Origin of the sequence: Haloferax massiliensis, assembly GCF_001368915.1 — an archaeon.
In the GTDB taxonomy this organism is placed as follows: Archaea; Halobacteriota; Halobacteria; order Halobacteriales; family Haloferacaceae; genus Haloferax; species Haloferax massiliensis.
In genome coordinates this window covers 1,376,823-1,401,736 of sequence record NZ_CSTE01000002.1, presented here as the reverse complement: position 1 = coordinate 1,401,736, position 24,914 = coordinate 1,376,823, and the positions used below count along the sequence as shown (strand labels likewise).

The window sequence follows — 24,914 nt, the reverse complement described above, 5'->3', positions numbered from 1 at the left end:
ACCGACGACCACGGCGGCCGCTCCGTCGAGGTCGACGCCGTGGCGGTCGAACGACCGCGTGACGCCCGCCGCGTCGGTGTTGTACCCCGTCGGCGTCGCCGCGCCGAAGTCGATGGTGTTGACCGCGCCGATGCGCTCGGCCAGCGGGTCGGGGTCGACCAGTTCGAGCACGTCCTGTTTGAACGGGATGGTGACGTTCAGCCCCGAGACGCCGAGGGCGTCCGCGCCGCCGACGGCCGCCGCGATGTCGTCGCGGGCGGGTTCGAACGTGACGTACCGCGCGTCGAGGCCGGTCCCCTCGTAGGCCGCCTCGTGCATCGGCGGCGACAGCGAGTGGCCGACGGGGTTGCCGACGAGACCGTACACTTGCATGGGCGGGTGGTGACCTGCCGGCGATATAACTCGCCCGCCCGCGTCGGATTCCGCCGGGACCCGACGGCCGCCGTCGCGGCGGGTTCGCCCCGTCTCGCGCTCTCGCGTCGGTCGTCGCGGGCTTGCGGTGTACCGGCGCGCTTTTGGTGTCCCGTCGGTCTACTCCCGCGTATGTCGGCACTCGCAACCCTGCTTTCCTTCGATACCGCGCTCCTCGTGGCGGGTATCGTCGCGCTCTACCTCGGGGCCGAAGCCCTCGTCGAGGGGGCCTCTCGACTCGCTATCGGCCTCGGTCTCCGGGCAGCTATCGTCGGTGTGACCATCGTCGCCTTCGCGACGACGACTCCCGAACTCTTCGTCGCGGTGCTGAGCGGGTTGGGCTACAGCTCCGACCTCGGACTCGGCGCTATCGTCGGCTCGAACATCGCCAACATCGGTCTCGTCCTCGGCATCTCGGCGCTCATCCAGCCGATGGGCGTCTCGACGACGACGCTCCGCCGACACGTTCCGTTTATGATAGCCGCGGCGGTCGCGCTCGTCGCGCTCGGGATGGACGGGAACCTCAGCGCCGTCGACGGCGGCGTCCTCCTGCTCATCCTCGTCGCGTTCACGGGCTACCTGCTGTACCGCGCGCGGTCGGCGAAGGCCGACGCCCTCGGCACGGACGAAATCGACATCGAGGACGAAGACGAGGTGTCGGCGCAACTCAGAGACGTCGTCTACCTCGGTCTCGGCCTCCTCCTCCTGTTCGTCGGCTCGAACTGGCTCATTCAGGGCGGGCAGGGGCTGCTCGAATCCTTCGGGTTCGGGCCGCGGTTCATCGGGCTGACGGTCCTCGCGTTCGGCACGTCGCTGCCCGAACTCGCGGCGTCGGTCATCAGCGCGGTCCGCGGCGAGTCGGAGTTCAGCATCGGCAACGTCGTCGGCTCGAACATCTACAACGTCGTCGCCGTCCTCGGCATCCTCGCCATCATGGTCCCCGTGAACGTCCCCGCGAGCACCATCTCGCTGGACTTCCCGGCGCTCCTCGTGTTCACCTTCGGGGTCATCGGGCTGATGCTCCGCAACCGAAACGTGTCCCGCCTCGACGGCGGTCTCCTCGTCGGCGGCTACCTCGTCTTCTTCTGGCTCATCCTTCCCTGACCGGTCGCTGACGGGAGCGTTCGGCCGCGCGCCCGGTCCGCGGTCTCCCCGGGGTTCGAAACACAAGAGCTACCGGCTTCGGCTTCGCTCTTGTAGCCACGATGGTACGACGACGACTCAGTCACCCGCTGACCGCGGTGTTCGGAGCCGCGCTCCTGACGGTCCCGTGGCTGGGCCTGCACACGGTGCTCGGCGTTGACCTCGGGACGGGCGTCACCGTCGCCCTCAGCGGCGTCGCGGTCCTCGGTGCCTCGTTCCTCCTCGCGTGGGGTGCCGAGACCGCCGAGGCCGACGTGCCGCGGGCGTTCGCGCTCGCCATCCTCGCGGTGCTCGCGGTCGCCCCGGAGTACGCGGTGGACGCGCTCTACGCGTGGGAAGCCGGCATCAACCCCGGCTCGCCCGAGTCGGCGGAGGCCGCGAGCCTCGCGGTCGCCAACATGACCGGGGCGAACCGCATCCTCATCGGTATCGGCTGGTCCGCAATCGCGCTTTTCACCGTCTACCGCGCCCGCGACACCGGCGACGAGGCGGTCGAGTCCCGCCCCGGCTTCCTCGCGGACGTGGTCCGTCTCGACCACGGCATCGCGACCGAGATTCTGTTCCTCTTCGCCGCGACCGTGTTCGCCTTCTTCGTCCCGCTCGGGGCGGGCATCGGCGCGGTCGACATGTTCGTCCTCGTCGGCCTCTACGTGACGTACATCTTCGTGGCGATGAACTCGCCGCACGAGGACGAAGAACAGATCGGCGTCCCCGCGTACCTCCAGTCGTACCGGAAACCGAAGCGCATCGCCACGACGCTCGCGCTGTTCGTCTTCTCCGGCGTCGTCATCCTCGTCGCCGTCGAACCGTTCGCCCACGGCCTCGAAGCCCTCGGGAAGTCGGTCGGAATCCCCTCGTTCCTGATGATTCAGTGGGTCGCGCCGCTGGCGAGCGAGAGCCCCGAACTCATCGTCGTGGCCTACCTCGTCAACAAGGCGCGGTCGACCGCCGGCTTCAACGCGCTCATCTCCTCGAAGCTCAACCAGTGGACGCTCCTCATCGGGACGCTCGTCCTCGTCTACAGCCTCTCTGTCGGCTCTTACGCCCCGCTCCCGCTCGACACGCACCAGATGGGTGAACTCTGGCTGACGGCCGCCCAGAGCTACTTCGCCATCGCCATCCTCGTCACGTTCTCCATCAGCCTCCGCGAGGCGGTCGCCCTGCTCGGCCTGTTTTTGGCGCAGTTCGTCTACTCCGTCACCGGACTGGCGCTCACGCTCCCGATTCCGGGACTCGGCCCGGTCACCTTCGACGGCCCGACCTCGCTCATCGGTTTCTCCGTCGTCTATCTGGTCGTCGGAACGGCGCTTTTCGTCCGGCGACGCAAGCAACTCGCGGCGGTCGCCAAGCTCTCGATTCGACGCGTCCGCGGCGACTACGGCGCGACCGAGGTTCCGGCCGCGGTCGAGGACTGAACCGCCCCTCGCCGCTTCCGACGCCCTTTTCGCCGGGCTCGGCGACCCTCGAATCGTGATCGGAATCGTCGTCAGCCGCGCCGACAGCGCATCGGTACACATCGGCGAGCGCCTGCTCGAACTCGCCGACTGGGACGAACGGACCGACGGGGACCGACCCGACGCCGACGGCGGCGGCACCGTCTTCGCCCGCGACGGCTTCGAACTCCGCGAGTTCGACGCCCTGCACATCGACCTCGACGACCCCGCCGAGGCGTTCGACGCCGACCTCGACTTTCTCGTCGTCGTCTCCCGGCACGCCGGCGAGACCGGCGCGCTCCTGACCGCGCACTTCACCGGGAACTTCGGCCCCGCCGACTACGGCGGCGAGCCGGGTCGATTCGCCCGCGCGTGTCCCAATGCCCAGCGCGCCGTCGTCGAGGCGCTCCGCGAGCGCGCGCCGGACGGTTACGAGGTCGGCATCGAGGCGACCCACCACGGCCCGACCGAGCCGACGGTCCCCTCGATGTTCGTCGAGCTCGGGAGCGACGACGAGCAGTGGGACGACCCCGAGGGGGCCCGCGCGGTCGCGGCGGCCGTCCTCGACATCGAGGGCGTCGCGGCCGACGCGGACCGCCAGCTCGTCGGCTTCGGCGGCGGCCACTACGCCCCGCGGTTCGAGCGCGTCCTCCGCGAGACCGACTGGCGCGTCGGCCACATCGCCGCCGACTGGCAGCTCAAGGCGATGGGCGCGCCCGAGAACAACCGCGACGTGCTCCGCCGGGCGTTCGAGGCTTCGGCGGCCGACCTCGCGCTGGTCGATGGCGACCGCGACGACCTCGCGGCCGCCCTCGAAGCCGAGGGGTTCCGTGTCGTCTCCGAGACGTGGGTCCGCGAGACCGCGGGCGTCCCCCTCGACCGCGTCGCCGCCCTCGAAGCCGACATCACGACCGTCGAGGAGGGCCTCCGCTTCGGCGCGCGAATCGACGCCGACGACTACGAGGTCGTCTCGCTCCCCGACGGCCTGCTCGGCGAGGCGCAGGGCATCGACCTCGACGCGGCGCTCTCTGCCGTCCGCGGGACCACCGTCGCGTTCCACACGACCGAGGGTGGAACGCGCGCGGTGGGCCGCGCCGCCGTCGCGGGCGACGGCTACGACGAACTCGTGTCGCGGCTCTGCGACGTCCTGCGCGAGAAATACGACACCGTTGTCCGCGACAACGGGGCGGTCACGGCGACGACGCGCGCCTTCGACCCCGACGCCGCACGCGAGTTCGGCGTCCCCGAAGGCCCGGCGTTCGGCAAGCTCTCGGCCGGGCAGTCGGTCGAAGTCGACGGCGAGACCGTCGCGCCCGAGGACGTGTCGAAAGAGCGACTCATCGAGTTCGCCGTGTAGGTCGCCGCCGAGGCGGAGACGACCGATTTCGCCACGAGAGACGGTCTGTGTCTCGTGTTCGCATGACACGATTCGGCAGAAATTCGCGACTCGTCGGACGGACGTCTGACGCAAGGGGGAAAGATAATTAGTCGTCCTCCGTAAACCGTCTCCATAAATATGGACTCTATCGTGGGCGACGCAATCGACGAGGCCGAGGCCGAGGACATGGGGGATGAGTCGGCTCAGGTCGACGGCTCGGCCAACATCAACCGGTCCGGGACGATGACCGACGACGAACTGAAAGCGGTTCTCAAAGACCTCCAGACCAACATCACGGTCGTCGGGTGCGGCGGTGCCGGCGGCAACACCGTCAACCGGATGCACGAGGAGGGAATCAAGGGGGCGAAGCTCGTCGCCGCCAACACCGACGTACAACACCTCGTGGAAATCGGGGCCGACACGAAGATTCTCATGGGCGAGCAGAAGACCCAGGGCCGCGGCGCGGGCTCGCTCCCGCAGGTCGGCGAGGAGGCCGCCCTCGAATCCCAAGAGGAGATTTACGACGCCATCGAGGGCTCCGACATGGTGTTCGTCACCGCCGGTCTCGGCGGCGGCACCGGCACCGGCTCGGCCCCCGTGGTCGCCAAGGCCGCCCGCGAGTCGGGCGCGCTCACCATCGCCATCGTCACGACGCCCTTCACGGCCGAAGGCGAGGTGCGACGAACGAACGCCGAGGCCGGTCTCGAACGGCTCCGAGACGTTTCTGACACGGTCATCGTCGTCCCGAACGACCGCCTGCTCGACGCCGTGGGCAAGCTCCCGGTCCGACAGGCGTTCAAGGTCTCCGACGAGGTGCTGATGCGCTCGGTCAAGGGCATCACCGAACTCATCACCAAGCCCGGACTGGTCAACCTCGACTTCGCCGACGTGAAGACCGTCATGGAGCGCGGCGGCGTCGCCATGATCGGTCTCGGCGAGTCCGACTCCGAGTCCAAGGCCCAAGAGTCCGTCAAGTCCGCCCTCCGCTCGCCGCTTCTCGACGTGGACATCTCCGGCGCGAACTCCGCGCTCGTCAACGTCACCGGCGGCTCCGACATGAGCATCGAGGAAGCCGAGGGCGTCGTCGAGGAGATTTACGACCGCATCGACCCCGACGCGCGCATCATCTGGGGGACCTCCGTCGACGACGAACTCGAAGGCATGATGCGGACGATGATCGTCGTCACCGGCGTCGAGTCGCCCCAGATTTACGGCCGCAACGGCGAGATGCAGGCGCAGGCCGAAGAGCGCCTCGAAGACATCGACTACGTCGAGTAGTCGGCGTCGGAACCGCCGTCGGCCGCGCGAAACTCGCTTTCGAACCCGCGCCCGCACGGTTCGACGCCCGCCGCGCCCCGTTTCCCGTTCGCCGCCGTCAAGCGGTTGCGCTGGCCCGGATTCGACGGATTCGATGCGTTCGAGAGCGCCCGCCCGTCCCGTCGGTGCATCAATAGATAGAAAAAGCCCGACGCCTTAGGCCCCAGCAACATGGACGTTAAGTACGACCTGAACAGCTACGTTCGCGTGTTGAAACTCGCGAGCACCCCGTCGTGGCAGGAGTTCTCCCAGATCTCCAAAATCGCCGGCGCGGGTATCTTCCTCGTCGGACTGCTCGGTTTCATCATCTTCGCGATTATGAGCTTCCTCCCCGGAGGAGTCTGAGATGCCCATCTTCGCCGTCAAGACCACCGCTCGCCAGGAGCAGACGGTCGCGGACATGATTGCGACGAAGGAGTTCGCCGAGATTCACGCCGTCCTCGCGCCCGACTCGCTGACGAGCTACGTGATGGTCGAGGCCGACGACGACGGCATCGTCACGCGCGTCCTCGAAGAGATTCCCCACGCTCGCGGCCTCGTCGAGAGCGGCGGCGCGGTCGGCACCTCCAGCATGGCCGAAGTCGAGCACTTCCTGTCGCCGACGCCGGACGTGGAGGGCATCGCGGAGGGCGACATCGTCGAACTCATCGCCGGCCCGTTCAAAGGCGAGAAGGCGCGCGTCCAGCGCATTGACGAGACGAAAGACCAGGTCACCGTCGAACTGTACGAGGCGACGGTCCCGATTCCGGTCACCGTCCGCGGCGACCAGATTCGCGTCCTCGACTCCGAAGAGCGGTAAGCGTCCGCCCCGACGAGGGTTCTTTCTCTCTCAGTTTCGACTCGGCGCGCGCGACGAGCGGTGCGCCCCCCGGTGACTCCCATGTCCCCCGACAGTCCCCGACGAGCGCCGTCTCGGGCGACCGGCGACCGGCGTCGCGTCCCACCGCGACCGGTCCGCCCGTCTCTCGTGACCCTACAGCGCGCCCTGCTCGCGGAGCGTCTCGACGACGCTGTTGAGGTCAGCGTCAGCCTCGACGGCGTCTTTCACGTCTTCGCGGATGCGGACCGCCGAGGAATCGGCGTCGTACGCGCGGACGAACTCGGCGCGGGTGTGCTCGTCGAAGGCGTGACGAATCGCGAAGTAGCCCTCCGGGACGACGGTCCCGCACACCTTGCACTCGTGGCGCTCGTGGTCCACCGTCTGGTGGATGACCGCGCTTTCCACGTCTTCGAACCGACCGTCACACCCTTCGATTCCGCACTTCCACCGGGACATGTTCCCTCCGACGGCCGTGAGCCACAAAACCGTTTCTTCGACCGCCCGGCGTTCGACAAATAGCAACCACTAACTGGTCGCTGACCCGACCGTATCGTGTGAGCGCGACCACGACGACGCGGGTCGATATGCACGTGAAGATTCTCGACGAGCGGGTCGTCTCTCGCGCGAAAGCCCGCGGCATCGACGTGCTCGTCTACGCGCCGCACTTCGTCCGCCTGCCCGACGTTCGCGCCCGCGCGGCGCGCTTTTCCGACGACGACCTGCTCGTCGTCCCCGCCCGCGAGGTGTTCACGGGGTCGTGGCGCGACCGGAAACACGTCCTCGCGGTCGGCCTCTCCGACCCCGTCCCCGACTTCATCACCCTCGACGGGGCCTTCGCGGAGTTCGACCGGCAGGGCGCGGCGACGCTCGTCCCCCACCCCGAGTTCCTGACGGTGAGCCTCACCGCCGAGGACGTGGCCGCCCGCCGCGACGACATCGACGCCGTCGAGACGTACAACACGAAGGCCCTCCCGCGGGACAACCGCCGCGCCCGCGACATCGCCCGCGAGACGGGGCTGCCGGGGTTCGCGTCGTCCTACGCCCATCTCCACGGGAGCGTCGGCGAGGCGTGGACCGAGTTCGACCGCGACATCGACTTCGAGGCCGACCTCGTCGCCGCGCTCCGCGAGGGAGCAGACCGCCGGGTCGTCCGCCGCGCCGGGGTCTCCCACGCGCTCCGCGGCGCGGTCGAGTTCGCCCACCTCGGCTACGAGAACTCGTGGGGGAAAATCGACCGACTCCTGCTTTCGGGGATGGAGCCGACGCACCCGAGCCACATCGCCTACGACGGCCGGTTCGACGGCGTGAGCGTCTACTGATTTTTCGGTCCCGTCTGAAGCGCCCTCAGAGCACCGCGCTGAACGACGCCGCGGCGTCAGCCAGCGACACATCGAGCGAAAAGAGGTAGTAGTGGACGCCGGCGAGGACGCCGAGTTCGGCCACCGTGACGACGACGGTCACCGCGTCGGCGTGTTTCGAACTCGTCGCCACGCCGGTCGGCAGGTCGTACTCCTGCGGCGAAAGCGGGTAGAACAGCGCGATGCCGCGCTTCGAGCCGACCATGTCGAGGACGTAGTGGGTGGCGACGCCGATCCAGACGAACTGGAGGTTGCCGAAGACGAGCGGGAACACGAGGAATATCGCCAACACCGGGAGGTTGTGGAGCGTCTTTCGGTGCTTTCCGAAGGCGGTGTCGACGTCGGGAAACAGCGCGCCGAGCACGACCGGAAGCGACAGCTGACCGATCTTCTGGGCGAGGAGGAACGCCGAGTCGGCCGTCGGTTCGAACGACCGGGGGTCCACGGTGAGGATGACGCCGAGCCCGAGCGCCAACAGGATGGCGTTGAGCACGTGTCCCTTCTTGTTCATGGATGCAGACTGGTCCGCCGGGATACAAAGCTTTCCCACGGAACCGACCGACGGCGGCCCGCCGGACGACTCAGTCGGTCGTCACGGACTCGATTTCCCCGCGGAGGAGCGCCAGCGCCCCGCGCGCGATCTGTTCTTTCACCTGCGTCCGCGACCCGTCGTACTCGAAGCGCTCGACGCGAGCGTAGGAGTCGCCGGACCCCCACGGCGCGGCGAAGGCGACGCCGACGAAGACGGTGCCGACCGGCTTGCCGGGCAGGCCGCCCTCCGGTCCGGCGATGCCCGTCGTCGCCAGCCCCCACGTCGCGTCGGCCACGTCGCGGACGCCGGCGGCCATCTCGCGGGCGACCGGCTCGGAGACGGCTCCGTGTTCGTCCAGCGACTCCCGCGACACCGCCAGTTCGTGGCGCTTTGCGTCGTAGGAGTAGGTGACCAGCGAGCGATCGAAGTAGTCGCTGGAGCCGGGGACGTCGGTCAGCAGCGACCCGATGAGGCCGCCGGTACAGGACTCCGCGACGGCGACGGTGTGGCCCGCCTCGCGGAGGGTGTCGCCGACGCGGACCTCCTCGGGCGGGTCGGATGCGAACTCGCGCATACGACCGACCACGGGCGGTCGGGACAAAAGCGGTCTGGAGCGGGAAACAGCGATGGCGGTCGGGTCGGGTCGGGCTGGGTCGCGGTCGGCACCGACGCGACCGGGCAAAAGTCCACCGGCGGTTCCGAGACCGAGAAGTACACAAAGCCCCGCGGTGTCGGGTCCGACATGGACATCGACGTTGAGCCGACGGAGCGACCCGACGCCGACGAAGACGACGACGCCGGCGACGACGGGCCGGCCGAAATCGAGGTGGAAGTCACCGACCCCGACGAGGTAACCTCGACCGACACCGAGGGCCTCCCCGATGGCATCGACGCGCCCGACTACGTCCTCTACGGCGGCAAGGGCGGTGTCGGGAAGACCACGATGGCCGCGGCGACGGCGCTCGCCAGCGCGGCCGACGGCACCGCGACGCTCGTCGTCTCTACGGACCCCGCGCACTCTCTTTCCGACACGCTCGGCGTGCCGGTCCCCGACAAGCCGACTCGGATTCGCGAGGAGATTCCCCTCTACGCGGCCGAAATCGACCCCGACGCGGTCATGGACGGGCCGTTCGCCGGCGGCGACGGCTCGGGCGAGGAGTTCGACGACGAGACCGACTTCGAGACCGGCGAGTACGACGACGACAACCCCTTCGCCGGCGGCGACGCGGACTCGCCGTTCGGCGGTATGGGCGGGGGAATGGGCGGCTTCGAGGACCTCCTCGGCGGCGACGGGCCGATGGGAATGGGCGGCCCGATGCCCGGCGCGGACGAGGCCGCGGCGATGCAACAGCTCCTCGAATACATGGACGACCCGCGGTTCGACCGCGTCGTCGTCGACACCGCGCCCACGGGCCACACGCTCCGCCTGCTCGAACTCCCCGAGCTGATGGACTCCATGCTCGGTCGCATCGCCCGCATGCGCCAGCGCTTCTCCGGCATGATGGACAACCTCAAGGGGATGTTCGGCGGCGGCCCCGACGACCCGCAGGCCGGGATGGCGGACCTCGACGACCTCCGCGAGCGCATCGAGCGCCTGCGAGCGGTGCTCCGCGACCCGACGCGGACCGACTTCCGGGTCGTCATGATTCCCGAGGAGATGAGCGTCGTGGAGTCCAAGCGGCTCGTCTCGCGGCTCGACGAGTTCGAAATCCCCGTCCAGACGCTCGTCGTCAACCGCGTCATGGAGTCCGTCGAGGACGTGGCAAACGTGGACCCCGAGTGGATAGAGTCGCCCGACTTGGAGAACTGCGGCTTCTGTCAGCGGCGCTGGCAGGTCCAACAGGACGCGCTCCGCTCGGCGACGAATCTCTTCCGCGGCCGCGACGTAAAGCGGGTGCCACTGCTCGCAGAACAGGTACAGGGCGAAGATGCCCTTCGGGTCGTCGCGACCTGTCTCGACTAGCGTCGAGCGGGCCGGCGACGCGGATAGACGGCGCGTCTCAGGGGAGTTTGCGGGCGAAGCCGTAGAGCGCGTCGCGCCACGCGTCGGGCAGGAACCGGGCGAGGACGCCGACGCGGGCGACGGTGCCGGGCTGGTAGCGCGCCCGCGGCTTGGTCGAACTCGCGGCGTCGACGATGTCTTCTGCGACCCGTTCGGGCGGAATCGCGCCGGGACCGCTCCCGCCGAGCGCCTGCGAGTCGTCGAACAGCTTGTAGAGTTTCTCGTACGCGCCCGAGCGGTCGAGGCCGTCGGCGTCCTCGCCGTTTCCGTTGACCTCGGTCTCGACGCGGTTCGAGAACTGCGTCTCGACCGGCCCCGGTTCGATGAGGACGGCGTCGATACCGTACTCCTCGACCTCGGTGCGGAGCGCGTCGGTCATCGCTTCGAGGGCGAACTTCGAGCCGGCGTAGACGCCGGTGCCGGGGAAGGCGACGCGGCCGACGACGCTGGAGACGTTGACGATGGTGCCGTCGCCCTGCGAGCGCATGTGGGGTAACACGGCGCGGATGAGCCGGTGTGGGCCGTAGACGTTCACGTCGAACTGGTCGTGGACCTTCTCGGTCGGCACGTCCTCGACGGGGGCCATCTGGCCGTAGCCGGCGTTGTTGACGAGGCAGTCGATGCGGCCCTGCTCGTCGGCGATGCGGTCGACGACGCGGTCGACGTCCCCCTGGTCGGTCACGTCGAGCGTCGCGATGTTCGCGCCGCGTTCCCCCAGCGTCTCGATGTCGGCCGGGTTCCGGGCGGTGGCGTAGACCTCCCACTCCTCGTCGAGGAAGTCGAGCGCCGTCGCGCGCCCGATTCCCGAGGAGCAACCGGTGATGAGGACCGTCTTTTGATGCACGTCGGTAGGTCGGACCGTGCGCTGTTAAGTGTAGGCGGTTCGCCACGAGGCCGGACGGGGAACGCCGGTCGAATTCGCCCTCACTCGTACTGGGCCTTCGCCTCGTCGGCGTAGGCGTCGGCCAGCCGGGTCGGTTCGGGGAGCTTGTACGACCCCGACAGCCGGGAGACGAGGTCGACGGCCGTCGCCGCCGCGAGTCGGTGGCCGGGACTGACGTACAGCGGGTTGATAATCGGCCGCGAGTCGTACTGCCGCGACTGGAAGGCGTAGCCGATAGTCGTCTCCGGGCCAGCGGGGTGGCCGCCGACGGGGTCGACCGAGTCGTCGGCGCGAATCGGGGTTCGCCACCCCTCCGGTCGGCCGTCCACGTCCTCGTCCGGCGTCCCGCAGAGCAGCGACTTGGCGACGCCGATGCTCGGCGCGTCGCAGACGACGCCGAGGTGGGTGGCGAGGCCGGCCTGCCGGAAGTGGATGCGGCCCGAACCGTCGAAGACGAGCAGGTCGGGGTCGCAGTCGAGTTCGGCGAGCGCGTCGAGGATGGGGCCGCCCTCGCGGAACGAGAGCAGGCCGGGGATGTAGGGAAGGTCGAGCTCCGAGACGGCGTGGACGCGCTCGACCACCTCGCCGCCGCGGAGGACGACGACGGCGCTCAGCGCGCGGTCGTCCAGAAACGACTGGTCGATGCCGGCGACGAGCGGCGGTTGCGAGTCGGTGTCGGCGTCGCCGTCGACCCCCGTCGCCGCCGTGAGCGTCTGATTCCCCGTTTCCGGGCTGTCGAGCGAGACGCGCGCCGGGTCGAACGGGAGGTCGTCTTCGAAGACGGCGGCCTCGGCGACGCGGCGCTGGAGTGACTCCATCTCGTCGCGCGAGAGCCCGGGACGGGGCGCGAGGTCGGAGCGGACCGGGCGCATCTCAGAACCGGCCGGGGCCGCCGGGACCACCGGGGCCGCGCCCGCCGAGCGAGAGCTGCGAGGGGACCTTCCGTTGGCCCTTCACGCGCTGGCCGTAGGCGAGGCCGATGACGAGGCCGATGAGGTGCGCGAAGTGGGCGATGCCGCCACCGGCCCCCGGACTGAGGAAGAAGAACACCGAGATACCGGCGAACCCGAGCGTGAACAGCCAAAGCGGGACGGGAATGATGAAGTACAGATAGATGCGGAGCCCCGGGTTGAGGACCGTCAGGACGCCGAGGACGGCCATGATGGCCCCGCTCGCGCCGACGACTCCGGACGGGATACCCGGCGACAACACCAGCGACGAGCCGATCTGTGCGAGCCCGGCGAGCATCCCGCTGACGAGGAACAGCGCCGCGAACTTCCGCGACCCGACGTAGCGCTCCACCAGCGGGCCGAAGAAGAACAGCACGATGGAGTTGCCGACGATGTGGTAGAAGCCGCCGTGGGCGAATATCGAGGTGACCCACGTCCAGACGTACTCGGGGTGGGACGTGGTGAGGTAGAAGGCGCTAATCGAGAGCGAGCGGAAGCCGAGGAACTGCTCCAAGACGAGCTGCGAGAAGAACGTGAGCCACATCAGCGCGAGGAACAGGTAGGAGACGTTCCCGCGGAAGTAGCCTAACACGCCGCCGGCGCCCGTGAGCGAGCTGAGCAGTCCCCCGCCGCGGCCGCCCTGATTGTTCACCGAATCGTCGAAGGAGCTATCGAAGACGCCGGCGGGGTCGTCCCAGTCGGAGAGCCCCGCGCAGTCGTGGTTCTCGGGGAGGCGGTGTTCGGAACAGAACGTCCCGCCACACCGCGAACAGCGGTACGGCAGACTCTCGTCTTTGCCGCACACGTCGCAGATAGGCATTACCAACGCCTTACAGCGGCGAGATAAAAAGGGGTTCCCTCATGAACGTGGTGTGTTGGCGCACCTCTTGATTAGGGGTCGAATCCGCACCGTCGCCGGTTCAGCTCCCCGAATTGTCCGTTTCAGGAGACGGAAGTGGTGCGGCGGCGGCGCGGCCAACGCCGTCGCTCTCGACGGTCGTCGCGCGAGAAATACGGGATTACGCGTCTTCGGAGGACGATTCCTCGGCGTCTTCGTCCGCCTCGTCGGCGGGCGTGAAGTTCGTGGGGACGACGGTCGGGTGCTGAAGCCCGAGGCGGGGTTGCTTGGCTGCCATACGTGTCTCAAGCTACCGGACAGAGGGACTAAAGATTACCCATGCGCATAATTTATCGGCGGGCGCGTCAGCGATAACTGTCGGGTATCTGTGGCGACGACGGCGGTCGGTCTCCCGTTCGGACGATTCTTCGGGGGAGTGCCGCCGCGGACGGGCGCGGCGGCTCGCGGTCGAAGGCGGCGCGGAAAAAACGCGCGGTAACGTCGCTTACGCGAAGTTCTCTTCGTAGAGGTCCATCGCGTGTTCGATGGCGTCCTTGGCGGCCTGCTTGTCCTCCCAGCCCAGCGTCTCGACTTCCTTGCCGGCTTCGAGGTTCTTGTAGGTCGCGAAGAACTCGTCGATCTCGTCGAGCGTCTGCTGGGGGATGTCTTCGAGGTCCTCGATGTGGTCGTAGCGGGGGTCCTCGATGGGGACGGCGATGACCTTGTCGTCCTGCTCGCCGTCGTCATCCATCTTCATGAGCGCGACCGGGCGGGCCTCGATGACGCAGCCGGGGAACGTCTGGTCCTCGACGAGGACGAGCACGTCGAAGGGGTCCTCGTCGTCGTAGTACGTCTGCGGCATGAAGCCGTAGTCCGACGGGTAGTGGACGTTGGAGTGGAGCACGCGGTCGAGGACGACGCCGGGGATGTCCTTGTCGTACTCGTACTTGTTGCGCTCGCCTTTGAGGCACTCGACGACTGCGTAGATTTCGTCCGGCGCGTCGGGGCCGGTCTCCATGTCTTCCCAGAGGTTCACCATACCGAACCCATCCTCGATGCGGGCAAAAGTCCTTTCGGGATTGGTCTCGTATCGCTGCTATCCGGGTCTCGTCGGCCACTTTGAACCCCTCTATATGTAGAGGTATTCCCCACGGAATCCCACGACGTTACCGCTATGCGTGTGAGATATTCTCCAGATATGCCCGCGCGGCTACTGCCCGCTGTCTCCCGTTCGTCGCCGCGGCCCGCCTCTGTGCAATACTCGGCACACGTGTCCGCTCCGCCCCAATTTCATCGTATAGTGTCCTCGCATTCGACGGCGAAACCGACTGCTCGTTGACAAAGTTTAAATAGGACGGTGACATTTCCATATGCATGTCAGAGGCACAAACAATTGGCAACAAATCCGGTGCGGCTCGGGACCTCACCGCGTTCCAACAGAACATCCTCGTCATTCTCGCCGAGGAACCGATGTACGGCTTGGCCATCAAGCGCCACCTCGAATCGTACTACGACACCGAAGTTAACCACGGGCGTCTGTACCCCAACCTCGACGACCTCGTCGAGATGGGGCTGGTCGAAAAGAGCGAACTCGACAAGCGGACGAACCAGTACGAACTGACCGACGACGGCCTCCAGGCGGTCCTCGACCGCTTCGACTGGATGCTCTCGAAGTTCGTCACCGACGACGAGCGCGCCGAGATGGTCTCGGAGCTCGTCGAAGGCAAGCTGTAATCGGCAGTACACACCGCACGAACCGCGGGGTTCGCTCAGTTGTATTCGGGCACTTCGGCGTCTGCGGCGTCGAAGAGCAATTCGAGCGACTCCGGTAACAACGACCGCTGTTCCGCGGTCGGCCACGCGTTGCGTGGATAATATTCTTCGACGAACTCGCGCACCTCCGGAGCGCCGGCCGTCTCGATTCGCCGGACGTAGTGGTTCCCGAGGAAGTCCGCGAACGCGCGGGCGTTCGCCGCGTGGTCCGCGCCGTGTTCCTCGGCGACGGCCGCGACGCACGCCGCGTTGTGTTCCTCGACCGCGCTCCACTCGTGGTCCTCGCCGGTCCCCGACAGCGGGCGTTCGATTCCGCGGTCGACGTCGTCTATCTCCGTCGGGTCGACCACCCCGTCGTCGTCGACCCACTCGTCGGGGTGGAGCACCAACACGTCGTCGTCCTCGCGGTGTCGCGCGCGGAACTCGTACTCGCCCACGATGTCGTCGCGGGCGGACCGATACGCCTCGGCCTCGTCGGGGTCGACGGCGTCGCGGGCCAGCCGCGTCAGCCGCTCGGCTTCCGAAAGCACGTCTTCGGGGAGTTCTGACTCAGGCATCGTCGAGGGCCTCGTTGGCTAGGGAGTCGGCGCGGTCGTTTATCTCTCGCGGTACGTGCTCCAGCGACCACCGGTCGAACGCCGACAGCAGCTCTCGGGCCTTCACGCGGCGCTCCTTGAGTCCGGGGTCGTTGGTGTTCCACTCGCCGCGGACCTGCTTGACGATTAACTGCGAGTCGCCGCGGACGTCCACCTCGTCGTAGCCGTACTCCGCTGCGACCGACAGCGCCTCCACGAGCGCCTCGTACTCCGCGCGGTTGTTGGTCGTCTCGCCGATTCGCTTCGAGCCCTCGGCGACGATGCCGTCGCTCGTCACGATGGCCCATCCGATGGCGGCTGGACCGGGGTTCCCGCGACTCGCGCCGTCGAAGTAGACGTGCGCGCGGCCGCCTTTCGGCCGGATGAGCGCGAGCAGGTCCGTCGGTCTCGACCCCTGCACGACGACTTTCCCGTCGTAGGCGACCGCGCTGGCGTCGCCGCGTTCGGCGCGCCACCGCTCGTGGTCGGTGTTTCCGGGCGAGACGGACACGCCCGCGGCTTCGAGTCGTCGTCGGGCTTCGTCGGGGTCGCACTCGACGGTCGGCATACCGTCACCTCGCCGGGGACTCGGTAAAGGCGCTCCGTTCGTCACCGAGGGCCGGCGATACTGCGACGAACGCCGGCAAAGGTTGAAGTGCAAGCAAATAGACAATATATAAATGCGATGAAACGGCCTACCCGCCAGCGGGAGCGTGACCACGACCGGACTCGATGGGGAGACGAGTCACAGGACGACGAGACATCCGAAGAGGAGTTGGACCTCGACGACCTCGACCCCGAGGAAGTCGTTCGGACCGGCGACGGCGAGTTGATTCACGAGGAGACCGGCATCATCATCGAAGAAGAGCGCATCGACCCCGGCCCGGAGTGGCGGGCGTTCAACCACTCAGAGCGGCAGTCGAAGTCGCGCGTGGGCGCGCCGACCACGCAGACGATGCACGACAAGGGGCTGACGACGACCATCGACTGGAAGGACAAAGACGCCTACGGCCGCTCTATCTCCTCGAAGAAGCGGTCGCAGATGCACCGCCTCCGCAAGTGGCAAGAGCGCATCCGAACCAAGGACGCCGGCGAGCGCAACCTCCAGTTCGCCCTCAGCGAAATCGACCGGATGGCGTCGGCGCTCGGCGTCCCCCGGTCGGTTCGGGAAGTCGCGTCGGTCATCTACCGCCGCGCGCTCAGCGAGGACCTGATTCGCGGCCGCTCCATCGAGGGCGTCGCCACCTCGGCGCTGTACGCCGCCTGTCGGAAGGAGGGCATCCCGCGCTCGCTCGAAGAGATTTCCGAGGTATCGCGCGTCGAGCGCAAGGAAATCGGGCGGACGTACCGCTACATCTCGCAGGAACTCGGCCTGGAGATGCGGCCGGTAGACCCCAAGAAGTACGTGCCGCGATTCTCGTCCGAACTCGACCTCTCGAAGGAGGTCCAGTCGAAGGCGAACGAGATCATCGAGACGACCGCGGAACAGGGGCTTCTCTCCGGGAAGTCGCCGACCGGCTTCGCCGCCGCCGCCATCTACGCCGCGTCGCTTCTCTGCAACGAGAAGAAGACCCAGCGCGAGGTCGCCGAGGTCGCGCAGGTGACGGAAGTCACCATCCGGAACCGCTACCAAGAACAGATCGAAGCGATGGGCATCCACACCTGAGCCCCGCCCGCGCGAGCCGGACCCCTTTCTGACCCGGACGCGTCGCCGAAGGTTCATACCCGCGGGCGACCCACATCCGGTGAATGCGGCTCGACGAGTACATGGACATCGAGCGGGACGAGCGCGCCGAGCGGCGGCGACTCGCCGAGGAGAAGTCCTACGGCATCCTCGACCACCTCGAAACGTTCCAAGACCGGTTCGAGGAGACGGTGCAGGGAGACTCGCTGTACGGCGGCGTCTCCCCGTCTATCTTCGTCGGCCGGTCGAACTACCCGAACGTCTCGACGGGCATCCTCTCGCCGGTCGGCCACGACGAGGACGCCGCCGCCTTCGAGACGAGCGCGGCGTGGTACGACGAGGGCGTGAGCATCGACGACGTGTTCCAGCGGCGCACCTCGCTTCTGAACTCGAATCGCGGGACGAAGGTGACGAACGTCGCCGACTCGTGGGACGGCTTCCTCGGGACGCAACGCGAGGTCGCCATCGCCGACCGCCCCGTGACGGTCGAAATCGGCCTCGACGGGAAGCCATCTCTCGACCTCGACGCCAGCGCCGACGACGTGGCGACGCCCGTCGGCCCGCGGGCCCGCGCCCGCTCGGCCGACCTCGCGGAGAACCCGCACGTCCCCAAACTGGTGCAAAAGACGCTCGAAGACGACGACTGGAACGCCGAGGGCGCGATGACGTACCTCTACCGCCGCGGCTTCGACGTGTACGACATCAACACCATCCTCTCTGCGGGCGCGCTCGGCCAGACCGAACAACGCCGACTCGTCCCGACGCGGTGGTCTATCACCGCCGTCGACGACACGCTCGGCCAGTACCTCCGCGGGCAGGTCAAACACGCCGACAGCATCGACGGCGTCGAAATCTACCGCAACGAGTTCATCGGCAACGCCTTCTGGGTCATCCTCGCGCCGGGGCGCTGGGAGTTCGAACTCATCGAGCTGAAAGCGCCGGGGAGCGTCTGGAACCCCGACCCCGAGGCGGGGATGTACCTCGCGGCCGACCGCGAGGGCTACGAGGGGCGGACCGGCTACGTGAACGAGACGGCCGGCGCGTACCACGCCTCCCGGCTCGGCGTCCTCGAACACCTCAAAGAGCGCGGCCGACAGGCGAAGGCGCTCGTCATCAGACACGTCTCCGACGACTACTGGGGCCCGGTCGGCGTCTGGCAGATACGCGAGTCCATCCGCCACGCCTTCGAGGGCGAGACGGCCGACGCCGAGACGTTCGGCGACGCCGTCCGCGACGTGACGGAGTACCTCCCGGTGTCGCTCGCGGACCTCCGCCGGAAGTCCACGATGGCCGCCGGTCTCCAGACCGACATCTTCGACTTCGCCTGAGCAACTATTTTGACAGTCGGACGATACGTTCTCGTATGCTCCCGTTACAGGTCCCCGGCGGTCCCGAACTGCTCATCATCATCCTCATCTACGGCATTTTCGCGCTCCTCCCCGTGGTCGCGGCGCTCGTCGCGCTCTATCTCCTGTACAAGATTCGCGGCGACGTGAAGCGCATCGCGGACGCGCTCGACGCGCGAGACGGATTGTAAGTCGAGACGGCTGGATACGCTCGGTGACCTCGATTATGCCTCGGCCGCGTCGAGGTTGGCGAGCGCCTGTTCGACGAGTTCGCCCGTGTCGGCGATGATATCGGCCATCTCGTCGTCGTCGGGCGCGATGCCGATGAGGCGGGCGACGCGCATGATGCTCAGGTGGTAGACCACCTGCTTGCCCGGCTCTTCCTCCCAGATGACCACGTTGCACGGGAACAGCCCGCCCATCTTGTTGTCGGTGGCGTCGAGCGCGCGGTCCGCCATGTTCGGGTTACACGCCCCGAGGACGTAGTAGGGGTCGCGGCCGGCGTCGACCTTCTCGTTGAGCATCTCGGAGGGCGAGAATTCGGTGGCGACACCGAACCCGGCGTCGGTGAACGCCTCGCGGACGCGCTCGATTGCCGCCTCGTGTTCCATCTCAAGGACGACGCGTTCCTCGCCGATGTCTTCCGGTTTGATGGCGCTGGGGTCGATTGGGAGTGCCATGCACCTCTCTTGATGCTCCGACGGGGAAAAGGTATGGTAGTGTGCCGACTTCACACGAGCGAGTCGTCGAGCACCGATTCGACGAACGATGATTTCGCGGCCGTGTATCGACTTCGTTCGTCCGGGTACGCCTCGGCGAGTTTGCGCTTGCGTCGCTCGTACTCGGCCGCGAGGCCGTCGTCCGCGCGGAGCGCGTCGCGGAAGGCGACCTGCTCGCGGTGGCAGTCGCTTCCGAGTTCTGTTAGAGAGAGGTAGTGGGTCCGGCGTTCGGGCGGGCCGCGGACGAAAAACCGGCGGTCGGGAACGTCGTCGGGACGTTCCTCGTAGCCCGCGGCTTCGAGCGACCGCACGACGCCGCCGGCCTCGTCGCGGTCGGAGACGAGGACGAGCAGGTCGACGATGGGTTTCGCGGCCAGTCCCGGAACCGCGGTGCTCCCGACGTGTTCGAATCGGACGCTGTCGTCGCCTCCTGCGCCACCGAGTCGCGGTCGCAGGCGCTCGACCTCGCGCTCGTACGCCTCGCGCCAGCGCGGGTCGTGCGCGAGGAGTTCGACGGTGCCGCGGGCGAGGCCGAGCGACGGTGACGGTTCTTCCTCTCTCTCCGCGTCGTCACCGTCGCTCATAGCGGAATCGGGAGCCACTGGAGCGCCGACGCGACCCGGTCGGGCGGGAACAGCGGCGGGTGGAGCACGAGCCAGTCCAAGAGGATGAGGCCGCCGCCGTGGGCGACGATGGAGGGGAGAATCGAGTCGCTCTCGTAGTCGACGAGGCCGAACAGCACGTCCGTCGGAGCGGACAGAAGAATCTCTATCGGCGGCTTGCCGACGTGGTGGAACGCGTAGAGAATCGGACTGATGAGCGCGCTCTTCCGGCCGATTTCGCGGACGCCGACGCAGAGCAGGCCGCGGTAGTACGTCTCGGCGGCGACGACGACGAGCAGTTGCTGGGCGGCGTGCGGGAGAAAGTCCGCGAGCGCGGTCGAGGTGTGCCACATCGGGTAGTACGCCCGAATCGACGGCAGGCTCGACCCGACGAGGTAGAAGGGGAGGACGAACAGCGCGAGCAAAAGCGTGTTTCGGAGCGCCGCGCGGTCGACGTTCCAGCCGAGGTTACGGCCGTGGGCGAGCGCGAGCGCTCCGGGTACGAGGATGAACAGGAGGGCGTCGTGGACCGCGCGGTAGGTGAGGTCGCCGGCGGGAAGCGGCCAGAGGCTCCACGCGGCTCCGACGACGCCCCCGACGATGAGGGCGCGGTAGAGCCACGGGAGACCGGCGAGCCGGCGGCGTAACACCGCTAGTCCGTCTGGACCGGGCCGCGACCGACGATGTCGAGCACGTCGTCGACGAAGGCCTGTCGCGTCTCGAAGTAGGTCTCGTCGGCCTCGGCGAGCACGTCTTCGAGGCTCTGGGGGCCGTCGGGCGTGCGGATGACCGCGTCGCCCTCTTTGTTCAGGATACTGCTCTTTTCTTGCGGCCACGTCAGTCGGGAGGCGACGCGCGCGAGGGGCGCACCTTCGACGGACGCGCCCGTACCGAGTTCGACGGCGGGTGCCTCGTCTGCTTCCTCGTCAGCCATGCGCGGGGATTAGCCACCGCGCATGATAATCCCTTCGAGATTCACATGTGCCGCCGCCGCGCCGCCGGCGGCGTATCGGGTCGCCGTGCGCGTGTCGCCGCCCTGCGACGTGTCGAGAAGTAGATACTCGTCTGACGCATCGTTTTAGGGGCTGCTTTCGTAGTCGGTGCCATGACTAGTCTTTCGGAGGCGTACCACGGTGGCCGGGGCGGGCCGAGTCTCCGACGGCTGTCCCTGGGCTTCGGGGGGTTCCTCCTCGGCGTGCTGCTCGTCGTCGCGGGCATCGTCGTCGCGACCACCGACGTGTACACGTCCGGCGGGGCGACCCTCGGCGAAGCGCGCGAACTCGGGGGCATCCTCGGAGGCATCGGCGTCCCCGCCGTCTTCCTCGGCGTCCTCGCGGTCCTCCCCGCGAGCCGTCGAACCCGCGCCGCGTCGCTCATCGGCGCGAGTATCGCCGTCCTCGGCGTCGCGCTCTTCTCGCACGCGTACCCCTGCCAGTGGACCGGCGCGACCTGCGGGGCCGGCCTCCCCGACCTCACGCTCGAAACCGTCGCCGTCTACTTCTTCGGCACGGTCACGACGTTCTGGTGTCTGTTCGTCGGCGTCGCCAACTTCAAGACGCGGAACGACCCGGGCGGCACGGCCACGGTGCAGGTGACGAAGAAAGGCGAGACCCGCGTCGTCGAAGTCGAGAACTCCCGCGGCGGACTCGGCGGCATCGGCTTCCTCGGCGGCACGCCCGACGGCGACGTCCAGACGCAGACGAATCAGTCGACCGCGACCGCCGGGTCGGGGGCGACCGCGACCGCCGGCGCGACCGACGGCGGCGCGTCGACGCAGGACATCACCCCGCTCGACGCCGAATCCTCGGCGTCGCCCGACGGGCCGGAGACCGCCGACACCGCGGCGACGAACCGCTCCGGCGTCGACACCGTCCAGTCCAGCGAGTCCGCGCGCTCGCCGGCCGGCGCGGCCGACCACCCCGACGCGGACCGCCCGGCGAACGCCACCGTCGGCGACCGCTACTGCGGCAACTGCACGTACTTCGAGTACGTCCGAACCTCGGACGGGCTCAAACCCTACTGCGCGGCCCACGACGAGATGATGCAGGACATGGAAGCCTGCGACGAGTGGTTCCCGCGCCGCCGCGAGTAGTCTTCTGACGACCGCTTACCCTTCTTCCCCGTTCCATCTCGCTTCCACGTCGCGCCAGTGGCTCCCGCGCCAGAACACCTGTCCGCAGTCTCGACACCGCCACAGCGCCGTCTCCGCCGGGTCGGGCGCGTAGTCGGGAACTCGCTCGTCGCGACCGACGGCCTCCGCGCGGCCGTTACAGACGCCGCACCGCGACGGCCGCTCGTCCAGCGAGACCGCGAAGCCGACCGATTCGAGCTCGCGGAGCTGCGCGATTGGCTCCCGCTCGGCGAGGAGGACGCTCCGCGGGGCTCGCTCGGCCAGTCGCACGTCGCGGGTGAGGAGGACGCGACCCTCGGCGTCCGCCCGCGCGAGCAGTCCGTCGTCGCCGGGGTCGGCTCGGGGGTCGCGGCCGCCGTCGGACTCACCCGCCTTGTCGCCGCCGTCGAGCGCGTACTCGGCGTCGTAGCCGCACATCCGCAGGTAGGTGGCGAGCTTGCCGAGCATCACGTCCAGGAGGAGCGCGGTGTCGCCGGGAGCGCCGCGGTCGACGCCCGAGGCGACCGTGCCGGGATGGTCCGGCCCGACGTCGTCGGTCACTTGAGGAAGTCGGTCAGTTCCTCGACCGACCGCGCGTTCAGCACGTCCGCGGTCTCGACCCAGCCGCGGCGGGCAGTGTGGACCCCGTAGCGGGCGTGGTCGAGTTCGCCCGGTCGGTGGGCGTCGGTGTCGATGGCGACCGTCGCGCCCGCCTCGACGGCGATTTTGAGCGCCTCGCCGTTCAGGTCGAGGCGGTACGGGCTGGCGTTGAGTTCGAGCGCGACCCCGTTTTCGACGGCGGCCTCGGCGAGCCGCTCGTAGTCGAGCGGCAGACCGGGACGCTGGTTGATGAGCCGACCGGTCGGGTGGCCGAGGACGTTCACCGCGGGGTGCTCCATCGCGGTGACGAGCCGTTCGGTCGCCGTCTCGCGGTCCTGGTCGAGCGCGCTGTGGGGCGAGGCGACGACCACGTCGAGTTCGGCCAGCACGTCGTCGGCGACGGAGATGCCGCCCTCGGCGTCGATGTTGGCCTCGACGCCGGTGAACACCGCGATGTCGGACTCCTCGCCGACGGCCCGAACCTCGTCAATCTGGTCGAGCAGGTCGTCGTCCGCGACGCCGACGCCGCCGACCATGCCGGGCCCGGTTGCGTGGTCGGTGACGGCGTGGTAGTCGTAGCCGCGCTCTTCGGCGGCCGCGACCATCTCGGCGACCGTGTTGTCGCCGTCGGACCAGTCGGTGTGGGTGTGGAGGTCGCCGCGGAGTTCGCCCTCCGCGAGGAGGTCGGGCAGGTCGCCGTCGGCGGCGCGCTCGATCTCGCCGGTGTCCTCGCGCATCTCCGGCGGCACGAGCGGGAGGTCGAGCGCGGCGTACATCGACGCCTCGGTGTCGCCGGCGACGCGCGTTCCGGCCCGCGGGCCGTCGTCGGGGTCCTCGACGTCCGAGACGTCGAACATCCCGTACTCGTTCATCTTGAGGCCGCGGTCGATGGCGATGTTTCGGAGGTGGACGTTGTGGTCCTTGCTCCCGGTGAAGTACTGGAGCGCCGCGCCGTACTCCGCGGGGTCGACGACGCGGAGGTCGACCCGCATCCCGTTCACCCGGACGCTCGCCTTCTGCTCGCCCGCCTCGATGGTGTCGCCGACGAGCTCCCACGCGAGAAAGCGGTCGATGACCGCCGCGGCGTCGGCGCTCTCGGCGAGCACGTCGATGTCGCCGACCGTCTCGCGCCACCGCCGCATCGACCCCGCGGGTTCGACCCGCCCGACGGCGTCGTGGTCGCCGAGGTACGAAAGCAGGTCGTCGGCGACGGGCCGGGCCTTCCCGAGCAGTTCGCGGCCGGTCGCCTCGCGGGCGAACTCGATGCCGTCGAGGATGTTCGCCTCCGTCTTCGCGCCGAACCCCTTGACCTCCTGTATCTTCCCGTCGCGGGCGGCCGCTTCGAGGTCGTCGAGGTCGGCGACGCCCAGCGCCTCGTACAGTTTGCCGACCGTCTTCGGGCCGACGCCCTCGACGCTCGTCAGGCCGGCCATATCGACCGGCAGCTCCTCGCGGAGTTCCGCCAACTCCTCGATGCGGCCGGTCTCGACGTACTCGACGATTTTCGAGGCGATAGCGTCGCCGACGCGGTCGATTTCCTGGACCGCGTCTTCGCCCTCCTCAGCGAGTTCCTCGACGGGCGTCGGATGCTCGCGGACGTTCTCGGCGGCGCGGCGGTAGCTCGACGGCTTGTAGGCCACGTCTTTCGCCTCCAGCAGGTCGGCGAACTCCTCCAGCAGGGTCGCTATCTCGTCGTTTCGGCTCATCGGCCGCCCCGCTTGCCCTTGCCGCCGTCGCGGCCCAGCGCCTTCTTCAGGAAGTTCATCCAGCGCTTCTGGTCCGCGGCGGTCTGGCGGTGTTCCTCCCGTTCGAGGTCGACCGGTCGAAGCTGTTCGAGGGCGTTCAGCGCCCGGTCGATGCCGACGATGTCCTCGACCAGTCGCCGGCCCTCGTCGTAGCTCACCTCGTTGTCCTCGATTCGCTGGAGCCGTTCGAGGCGCTCGCGGCGGAGGTTCCGCTTCGCCTGGTCGACGCGCTCTTTCTCGCCCGACGGGACGGTGTCGCGGCGCTTTATCTCGAAGACGAACTCCCTGAGGTCTATCTCCTCGCCTTGGACCTCGATGCGGTCGGGAATCTGTGCGCCGACGGTCGCACCCTCCCGATTGACGCGCTCCAAGAGCTGTTTACGCTCGAACTCCTTCACGCCCTGTCGTTGTCCCGCGCGGCACTTCGCTCCTTCGCCCGGCCCGACACACCCCGCCTCGGACCGGCTGTCTCGCCGAGTGACAGTTTGGAACCGCCCCGTCGGAGTGCGCGCCCGGCGTCGGTGGCGTCGTTCTCCCCGACGGGCCTGATTCGCGTCTGACAGGTCTTCGGCGGTGTCAGCGCCCCGAAATCGCCCGGAGAGATTCGCCGCTTTCTCCGACAGCGGCCGCGTATCCGTCGTCTCTCGTCGCAAACTCCGGGTGAGAGACGAACCTTCTTATGGTTCGTCTCGGAT

General features: G+C 68.3%; 31 protein-coding genes. 13 read left to right on the top strand and 18 right to left on the bottom strand.

From position 1 onward, the window contains the following. A partial coding sequence (locus tag BN996_RS11225; protein WP_394326165.1) for a shikimate dehydrogenase family protein occupies positions 1 to 372 on the bottom strand: 372 nt, incomplete at its 3' end. A 171-nt stretch (positions 373 to 543) separates the two neighbouring features. Here BN996_RS11225 and BN996_RS11220 point away from each other — a divergent pair. From BN996_RS11220 to ftsZ, 4 genes are all read left to right on the top strand, one after another. Beyond that, positions 544 to 1,515, top strand: coding sequence for a calcium/sodium antiporter (locus tag BN996_RS11220; RefSeq protein ID WP_089779063.1), 972 nt, complete (start codon positions 544 to 546; stop codon positions 1,513 to 1,515). A gap of 137 nt (positions 1,516 to 1,652) precedes the next feature. Then, positions 1,653 to 2,969: a sodium:calcium antiporter gene (locus tag BN996_RS11215; protein ID WP_089779927.1), complete on the top strand. Its 1,317-nt coding sequence runs from the start codon at positions 1,653 to 1,655 to the stop codon at positions 2,967 to 2,969. 55 nt (positions 2,970 to 3,024) lie between these two features. Then, a complete protein-coding gene (locus BN996_RS11210; RefSeq protein WP_089779061.1) occupies positions 3,025 to 4,344 on the top strand; it encodes a D-aminoacyl-tRNA deacylase in 1,320 nt (439 codons plus the stop codon). A 159-nt stretch (positions 4,345 to 4,503) separates the two neighbouring features. Beyond that, the gene (ftsZ, locus tag BN996_RS11205) at positions 4,504 to 5,643 is read left to right on the top strand and encodes a cell division protein FtsZ (protein WP_089779057.1); all 1,140 of its coding nucleotides are present in this window, start codon (positions 4,504 to 4,506) and stop codon (positions 5,641 to 5,643) included. Here ftsZ and BN996_RS11200 read toward each other — a convergent pair. After that, positions 5,631 to 5,813 (bottom strand): hypothetical protein, encoded by a 183-nt coding sequence (locus BN996_RS11200; RefSeq protein ID WP_089779055.1) that lies wholly within the window; start codon positions 5,811 to 5,813, stop codon positions 5,631 to 5,633. The genes ftsZ and BN996_RS11200 overlap by 13 nt on opposite strands. A gap of 40 nt (positions 5,814 to 5,853) precedes the next feature. Here BN996_RS11200 and BN996_RS11195 point away from each other — a divergent pair, with 40 nt between their 5' ends. Beyond that, positions 5,854 to 6,027: a protein translocase SEC61 complex subunit gamma gene (locus tag BN996_RS11195; protein ID WP_089779053.1), complete on the top strand. Its 174-nt coding sequence runs from the start codon at positions 5,854 to 5,856 to the stop codon at positions 6,025 to 6,027. Position 6,028: 1 nt separating this feature from the next. Continuing rightward, positions 6,029 to 6,481, top strand: a complete 453-nt coding sequence (locus BN996_RS11190) for a transcription elongation factor Spt5 (protein WP_004970097.1) — start codon at positions 6,029 to 6,031, stop codon at positions 6,479 to 6,481. Between the two features lie 174 nt (positions 6,482 to 6,655). On the opposite strand, the gene BN996_RS11185 is transcribed toward BN996_RS11190, so the two are convergent. Continuing rightward, the gene (locus BN996_RS11185; RefSeq protein WP_007274363.1) at positions 6,656 to 6,958 is read right to left on the bottom strand and encodes a DUF7565 family protein; all 303 of its coding nucleotides are present in this window, start codon (positions 6,956 to 6,958) and stop codon (positions 6,656 to 6,658) included. A gap of 98 nt (positions 6,959 to 7,056) precedes the next feature. Here BN996_RS11185 and BN996_RS11180 point away from each other — a divergent pair, with 98 nt between their 5' ends. Beyond that, the gene (locus tag BN996_RS11180; protein ID WP_193310937.1) at positions 7,057 to 7,821 is read left to right on the top strand and encodes a PHP-associated domain-containing protein; all 765 of its coding nucleotides are present in this window, start codon (positions 7,057 to 7,059) and stop codon (positions 7,819 to 7,821) included. Between the two features lie 25 nt (positions 7,822 to 7,846). Here the strand turns inward: BN996_RS11180 and BN996_RS11175 are convergent, their stop codons facing one another. Together BN996_RS11175 and BN996_RS11170 are read right to left on the bottom strand one after the other, a co-directional pair. Further along, complete coding sequence (locus BN996_RS11175; protein ID WP_089779051.1) at positions 7,847 to 8,371, bottom strand: metal-dependent hydrolase; 525 nt, start codon at positions 8,369 to 8,371, stop codon at positions 7,847 to 7,849. 70 nt (positions 8,372 to 8,441) lie between these two features. Next, positions 8,442 to 8,966 carry a CinA family protein gene (locus tag BN996_RS11170; protein ID WP_089779049.1) on the bottom strand — a complete coding sequence of 175 codons (525 nt, stop codon included), beginning with the start codon at positions 8,964 to 8,966 and terminating at the stop codon, positions 8,442 to 8,444. A 168-nt stretch (positions 8,967 to 9,134) separates the two neighbouring features. On the opposite strand from BN996_RS11170, the gene BN996_RS11165 reads away from it, so the two are divergent. Beyond that, positions 9,135 to 10,355, top strand: a complete 1,221-nt coding sequence (locus BN996_RS11165) for an ArsA family ATPase (protein WP_089779047.1) — start codon at positions 9,135 to 9,137, stop codon at positions 10,353 to 10,355. Positions 10,356 to 10,392: 37 nt separating this feature from the next. Here the strand turns inward: BN996_RS11165 and BN996_RS11160 are convergent, their stop codons facing one another. The 4 genes from BN996_RS11160 to BN996_RS11145 form a co-directional block, all read right to left on the bottom strand. Further along, positions 10,393 to 11,238, bottom strand: coding sequence for an SDR family oxidoreductase (locus BN996_RS11160; protein WP_089779045.1), 846 nt, complete (start codon positions 11,236 to 11,238; stop codon positions 10,393 to 10,395). An 80-nt stretch (positions 11,239 to 11,318) separates the two neighbouring features. Beyond that, positions 11,319 to 12,149 carry an endonuclease V gene (locus tag BN996_RS11155; protein ID WP_089779043.1) on the bottom strand — a complete coding sequence of 277 codons (831 nt, stop codon included), beginning with the start codon at positions 12,147 to 12,149 and terminating at the stop codon, positions 11,319 to 11,321. Between the two features lies 1 nt (position 12,150). After that, positions 12,151 to 13,047 (bottom strand): rhomboid family intramembrane serine protease, encoded by an 897-nt coding sequence (locus tag BN996_RS11150; RefSeq protein WP_089779041.1) that lies wholly within the window; start codon positions 13,045 to 13,047, stop codon positions 12,151 to 12,153. A 523-nt stretch (positions 13,048 to 13,570) separates the two neighbouring features. Further along, the gene (locus tag BN996_RS11145) at positions 13,571 to 14,104 is read right to left on the bottom strand and encodes an inorganic diphosphatase (protein WP_042663700.1); all 534 of its coding nucleotides are present in this window, start codon (positions 14,102 to 14,104) and stop codon (positions 13,571 to 13,573) included. 335 nt (positions 14,105 to 14,439) lie between these two features. Between BN996_RS11145 and BN996_RS11140 the strand changes: the two genes are divergently transcribed. After that, on the top strand, positions 14,440 to 14,799 hold the full coding sequence (locus tag BN996_RS11140; RefSeq protein WP_004970086.1) for a PadR family transcriptional regulator: 360 nt from the start codon (positions 14,440 to 14,442) through the stop codon (positions 14,797 to 14,799). A 35-nt stretch (positions 14,800 to 14,834) separates the two neighbouring features. On the opposite strand, the gene BN996_RS11135 is transcribed toward BN996_RS11140, so the two are convergent. Next, positions 14,835 to 15,395 carry a DUF7108 family protein gene (locus BN996_RS11135; RefSeq protein ID WP_089779039.1) on the bottom strand — a complete coding sequence of 187 codons (561 nt, stop codon included), beginning with the start codon at positions 15,393 to 15,395 and terminating at the stop codon, positions 14,835 to 14,837. After that, complete coding sequence (gene rnhA, locus BN996_RS11130; protein WP_089779036.1) at positions 15,388 to 15,981, bottom strand: ribonuclease HI; 594 nt, start codon at positions 15,979 to 15,981, stop codon at positions 15,388 to 15,390. The genes BN996_RS11135 and rnhA overlap by 8 nt, the downstream gene beginning before the upstream one ends. A 117-nt stretch (positions 15,982 to 16,098) precedes the next feature. Here rnhA and BN996_RS11125 point away from each other — a divergent pair, with 117 nt between their 5' ends. The 3 genes from BN996_RS11125 to BN996_RS20150 all read left to right on the top strand — a co-directional run bounded on the left by BN996_RS11125 (position 16,099) and on the right by BN996_RS20150 (position 18,634). Next, positions 16,099 to 17,079, top strand: a complete 981-nt coding sequence (locus BN996_RS11125; protein ID WP_089779034.1) for a transcription initiation factor IIB — start codon at positions 16,099 to 16,101, stop codon at positions 17,077 to 17,079. An 83-nt stretch (positions 17,080 to 17,162) separates the two neighbouring features. Beyond that, on the top strand, positions 17,163 to 18,425 hold the full coding sequence (gene nreA / locus BN996_RS11120; RefSeq protein ID WP_089779031.1) for a DNA repair protein NreA: 1,263 nt from the start codon (positions 17,163 to 17,165) through the stop codon (positions 18,423 to 18,425). Positions 18,426 to 18,460: 35 nt separating this feature from the next. After that, positions 18,461 to 18,634 (top strand): hypothetical protein, encoded by a 174-nt coding sequence (locus BN996_RS20150; protein ID WP_004970081.1) that lies wholly within the window; start codon positions 18,461 to 18,463, stop codon positions 18,632 to 18,634. Positions 18,635 to 18,667: 33 nt separating this feature from the next. Here BN996_RS20150 and BN996_RS11115 read toward each other — a convergent pair whose 3' ends face one another. Genes BN996_RS11115 through BN996_RS11100 form a run of 4 tightly spaced genes read right to left on the bottom strand, consistent with a single transcriptional unit; the run spans position 18,668 to position 20,698 of the window. Continuing rightward, positions 18,668 to 19,123 carry a DUF302 domain-containing protein gene (locus tag BN996_RS11115; protein ID WP_089779029.1) on the bottom strand — a complete coding sequence of 152 codons (456 nt, stop codon included), beginning with the start codon at positions 19,121 to 19,123 and terminating at the stop codon, positions 18,668 to 18,670. Positions 19,124 to 19,173: 50 nt separating this feature from the next. After that, the gene (locus BN996_RS11110; RefSeq protein ID WP_089779027.1) at positions 19,174 to 19,746 is read right to left on the bottom strand and encodes a GrpB family protein; all 573 of its coding nucleotides are present in this window, start codon (positions 19,744 to 19,746) and stop codon (positions 19,174 to 19,176) included. Further along, entirely contained in the window at positions 19,743 to 20,414 is a 672-nt protein-coding gene (locus tag BN996_RS11105) for a CPBP family glutamic-type intramembrane protease (RefSeq protein WP_089779026.1), read from the bottom strand. The genes BN996_RS11110 and BN996_RS11105 overlap by 4 nt, the downstream gene beginning before the upstream one ends. 2 nt (positions 20,415 to 20,416) lie before the next feature. Further along, positions 20,417 to 20,698, bottom strand: a complete 282-nt coding sequence (locus BN996_RS11100; protein ID WP_007274349.1) for a DUF5789 family protein — start codon at positions 20,696 to 20,698, stop codon at positions 20,417 to 20,419. A gap of 171 nt (positions 20,699 to 20,869) precedes the next feature. Between BN996_RS11100 and BN996_RS11095 the strand changes: the two genes are divergently transcribed. Next, the gene (locus BN996_RS11095; RefSeq protein ID WP_089779024.1) at positions 20,870 to 21,856 is read left to right on the top strand and encodes a cell division protein CdpA domain-containing protein; all 987 of its coding nucleotides are present in this window, start codon (positions 20,870 to 20,872) and stop codon (positions 21,854 to 21,856) included. Positions 21,857 to 21,871: 15 nt separating this feature from the next. On the opposite strand, the gene BN996_RS11090 is transcribed toward BN996_RS11095, so the two are convergent. Genes BN996_RS11090 through BN996_RS11080 form a run of 3 tightly spaced genes read right to left on the bottom strand, consistent with a single transcriptional unit; the run spans position 21,872 to position 24,617 of the window. After that, the gene (locus BN996_RS11090; protein WP_089779022.1) at positions 21,872 to 22,435 is read right to left on the bottom strand and encodes a Mut7-C RNAse domain-containing protein; all 564 of its coding nucleotides are present in this window, start codon (positions 22,433 to 22,435) and stop codon (positions 21,872 to 21,874) included. After that, positions 22,432 to 24,180, bottom strand: a complete 1,749-nt coding sequence (gene polX / locus BN996_RS11085) for a DNA polymerase/3'-5' exonuclease PolX (RefSeq protein WP_089779020.1) — start codon at positions 24,178 to 24,180, stop codon at positions 22,432 to 22,434. Before polX ends, BN996_RS11090 begins: the two co-directional genes overlap by 4 nt. Then, positions 24,177 to 24,617: a DUF5788 family protein gene (locus BN996_RS11080; protein WP_089779018.1), complete on the bottom strand. Its 441-nt coding sequence runs from the start codon at positions 24,615 to 24,617 to the stop codon at positions 24,177 to 24,179. The genes polX and BN996_RS11080 overlap by 4 nt, the downstream gene beginning before the upstream one ends. Positions 24,618 to 24,914: the final 297 nt, after the last annotated feature.